This window comes from Burkholderia sp. Se-20378 (assembly GCF_017104665.1).
Classification (GTDB): Bacteria; Pseudomonadota; Gammaproteobacteria; order Burkholderiales; family Burkholderiaceae; genus Burkholderia; species Burkholderia lata.
Window position 1 is genome coordinate 1 of record NZ_JAAGPG010000212.1, and the last position, 240, is coordinate 240.

Genomic DNA, 240 nt, shown 5'->3' on the forward strand with positions numbered 1-240 from the left:
GGGGGGGGGGTGGGGGTTGGAGGTGGGTGCGTGGGTGGGGGGTGGGTGGGGGGTTGTGGGGGTGGGTGGGGGGGGGGTGGGGTGAGGGGGGGAGGTGTGGGGGTGTGGGGGGGGGGGGGGGGTGGGGGGGGGGTGGGGGGGGGGTGGGGGGGGGGTGGGGGGGGGGGGGGGGGGGGGGGGGTGGGGGGGGGTGGGGGGGGGGGGGGGGGGGGGTTTTTTGTTTTTTTTTTTTTAGTGATC

Annotated in this window: 1 protein-coding gene; it reads right to left on the reverse strand. The window is 78.3% G+C overall.

The features are described 5' to 3' along the window. On the reverse strand, positions 1 to 240 hold a 240-nt coding region (locus G3N93_RS42485), incomplete at both ends, for a hypothetical protein (protein WP_206133897.1).